Below are 2,973 nucleotides of genomic sequence, written 5' to 3'. Positions count from 1 at the left end.
TTGCCTATTTGGTGAATAAATGAAAGCAATACCAATGAATATAAGCAGTTCTCATAAATTCACGATTTACTTACCCAAATATAGGGTATTAAGCATATATAAAGAATTGGTTATTTTTTGTTATACTAGAAATAGTTGTTGGATAACAATAAAAGCTAGTAGTTTTTTAGTGTTAGGAGGAATACCATGTCTCAACTGACTTCCGGAGAAGAGCAGTTATATTGGAAAAATTGGATCGACTGCCGTGATTCCCAAGCAGGTGACATTTTGGTGAGGAAGTATATGCCTCTTGTATCCTATCACGTTCAGAGGATTTCCGTCACCCTGCCAAAAAACGTTAGTCGGGATGATATCAGAAGCTTAGGGTTAATGGGTTTATTTGATGCGTTAGAGCGGTTTGACCCTTCCAGGGATTTAAAATTTGATACGTATGCATCCTTCCGTATCCGTGGAGCAATTTACGATGGCCTGCGAAAAGAAGACTGGCTTCCTCGCAGTGCTAGAGAAAAAGCAAAGAAAATAGAAGCAGTAGTTGAAAAGCTAGAGCAGCAGCATATGCGTAACATTTCACCTAAGGAAATTGCGGAAACGTTAGATATTTCTGAAGAAGAAGTATATAGTTCGATGAATGAACACTTTTTTGCCAATGTTCTCTCTATGGATGAAAGTCCGCAGGAAAACGAAGAAAAAGAAGGAAATGGATATCATATCAAAGATATCAAAGCAATCCTTCCGGACGAACAGCTGGAAAAGAAGGAATTATATCAAGAACTGGCTCAAATCATTGAAACGTTAAATGAAAAGGAACAACTCGTACTTCAATTGTTTTATAAGGAAGAATTAACATTAACTGAAATTGGCCATGTGATGGGTCTATCAACATCCAGAATTTCACAGATTCATTCTAAGTCCATTTTTAAGCTGCGAACGATTATGAAAAATCATGATGAATAAGTAAATCATAGATAAGGATTGGTCGTCATGAGCCTGAGAGTTTTGGAATTGCAAACAGCTCTGCCTAGAACCTTAGATGCAGGGAAAATCCAAGAACAGTTGCAAAGACAAAACCAAATTCTTAATGATCAAGCGGTAGTGGAGGTACATAAGGAAGAAAAAAGAAAGCAAACCACTGTGATTAGCCAGGAAGGTTTGCGCGAAGCTGCCTTTCACGAAAAGGAGTCAAGCAAAGACGCTTATCTTCATACCTCCAAAAAACGAAAAAAAGCTCCACAGGAAGAGGTTAATGCTGATCACCCGTATAAAGGGAAAAGTATCGATTATTCCGGATAAAGAGGGATATTAATGTCAGCACTTATTTTATTTGTTCTTTTTTTAATTAATATACTTACGATTTTCTCAGTTATTGTTTTGTATGTTAGACAAGGTAATTTTTCGAAACTTGAAAAACAGCAGCAATCCATTATATCTGAAATGGAAGATGTTCTTTCTGCTCACCTGATCGAGATGCAAGCAGAAAATAATGAACTTATACAGCATGTCCAGCGTATAAGTAAAAAAGCAAGTAAGGAACAGGGTGAGAGGGCAACCGATTCAATAAAGAGTGAATCAACAGCTGCTTCACCTTATCCTGCTCCAAATCCCTACCGGACTGCAACACCTCTAGATTCTCTGGAATTACCAATAACCGTTCAAGATAAACTGGAGCTTTCACCGTATTCGGGAAAGAGTGCAGAGAATGTTGCAAAAGTAAAAGAGGAAAGCTTTCGTGAGACCTTGGATAAAGAAATCAAAAACAATACCCAAGCTCCTTTGAGTCTTGTTGAAGAAGTTGTCCAATTATCTAGTAAAGGTCATTCAATAGAAGAAATTGCAAGAACCCTGAAAAAAGGGAAGACAGAGATTGAACTGTTATTAAGATTCAACGAAAAAGCAAAAAAATAACTTGCTTCTAAATTACAGTTATGCTATATTATGAATTGGTGTTAATACACACGTTCCGTGATTTATGCAGATGGTGCTGTTAAAACAGTTTCTGTATAGAAATGATCGGCACGGAGGAGAAACAAAACCACTAGGAGGAACAATTAAATGTCAGTAATTTCTATGAAACAACTGCTAGAAGCTGGAGTACACTTCGGTCACCAAACACGTCGCTGGAACCCAAAAATGAAGAAATATATCTTCACTGAGCGTAACGGCATTTACATCATCGATCTTCAAAAAACTGTGAAGATGGTTGATGTAGCATATAACTTCGTTAAAGATATCGCTGCTAACGGAGGAACTGTTCTTTTCGTTGGTACTAAAAAGCAAGCTCAAGAATCTGTTAAAGATGAAGCTATCCGTTCTGGTATGTTCTATGTTAACCAACGTTGGTTGGGCGGAACGCTTACAAACTTTGAAACAATTCAAAAGCGTATTAAGCGTCTTAAAGATATCGAAAAAATGGAAGAGAACGGAACGTTTGAAGTTCTTGCTAAAAAAGAAGTTATTCAACTTAAAAAAGAATTAGAACGCCTTGAAAAATTCTTAGGCGGAATTAAAGATATGAAGGGCATTCCTGATGCTATTTTCGTTGTCGATCCTCGTAAAGAGCGTATTGCTGTAGCAGAAGCGCATAAATTGAACATTCCACTTGTTGGTATTGTTGATACTAACTGTGATCCGGATGAAATTGATGTAATCATTCCTGCGAATGATGATGCAATCCGTGCAGTTAAGCTTTTGACTGGTAAAATGGCTGATGCGATTTTAGAAGCTAAACAAGGTGAAGAAACAGCAGCAGAAACAACTACTGCTTAATCATTTCTACCAAAAAAAAGGTGATAAGAGGATAATGCCTTTTATCACCTTTTTTTGGCTAATGATTACCTGCCTATAATGGGCAGACGTTATTCACGTCTAATTTTATGATTACATTTTAGTTACATATAAATGAGGAGGATTTTAAAGATGGCTATTTCAGCTCAGTTAGTAAAAGAACTTCGTGAAAAAACAGGTGCCGGCATGATG

Annotated in this window: 4 protein-coding genes; all 4 read left to right on the top strand. The window is 37.0% G+C overall.

What is annotated here, in order from left to right; translation table 11 throughout:
* The first annotated feature begins 186 nt into the window (after nt 1–186).
* The 4 genes from AC52RT_RS02200 to rpsB all read left to right on the top strand — a co-directional run bounded on the left by AC52RT_RS02200 (nt 187) and on the right by rpsB (nt 2,763).
* The gene (locus tag AC52RT_RS02200) at nt 187–954 is read left to right on the top strand and encodes a FliA/WhiG family RNA polymerase sigma factor (RefSeq protein WP_495539230.1); all 768 of its coding nucleotides are present in this window, start codon (nt 187–189) and stop codon (nt 952–954) included.
* Between the two features lie 27 nt (nt 955–981).
* Nucleotides 982–1,290 carry a hypothetical protein gene (locus AC52RT_RS02195; protein WP_495539229.1) on the top strand — a complete coding sequence of 103 codons (309 nt, stop codon included), beginning with the start codon at nt 982–984 and terminating at the stop codon, nt 1,288–1,290.
* Between the two features lie 12 nt (nt 1,291–1,302).
* The gene (locus AC52RT_RS02190; RefSeq protein WP_495539228.1) at nt 1,303–1,902 is read left to right on the top strand and encodes a hypothetical protein; all 600 of its coding nucleotides are present in this window, start codon (nt 1,303–1,305) and stop codon (nt 1,900–1,902) included.
* A gap of 147 nt (nt 1,903–2,049) precedes the next feature.
* On the top strand, nt 2,050–2,763 hold the full coding sequence (rpsB, locus tag AC52RT_RS02185; RefSeq protein WP_495539227.1) for a 30S ribosomal protein S2: 714 nt from the start codon (nt 2,050–2,052) through the stop codon (nt 2,761–2,763).
* Nucleotides 2,764–2,973 lie beyond the last annotated feature (210 nt).

This window comes from Peribacillus sp., from assembly GCF_059453735.1.
Note: the sequence above shows the minus strand (reverse complement) of the source record. Positions and strands in the feature narration are given on the sequence as shown.

What these genes read in the sequence shown, in the direction of transcription:
- AC52RT_RS02195 (WP_495539229.1), top strand. Translation starts at nt 982, where the DNA reads ATGAGCCTGAGAGTTTTGGAATTGCAAACAGCTCTGCCTAGAACCTTA.
- AC52RT_RS02200 (WP_495539230.1), top strand. Translation starts at nt 187, where the DNA reads ATGTCTCAACTGACTTCCGGAGAAGAGCAGTTATATTGGAAAAATTGG.
- rpsB (WP_495539227.1), top strand. Translation starts at nt 2,050, where the DNA reads ATGTCAGTAATTTCTATGAAACAACTGCTAGAAGCTGGAGTACACTTC.
- AC52RT_RS02190 (WP_495539228.1), top strand. Translation starts at nt 1,303, where the DNA reads ATGTCAGCACTTATTTTATTTGTTCTTTTTTTAATTAATATACTTACG.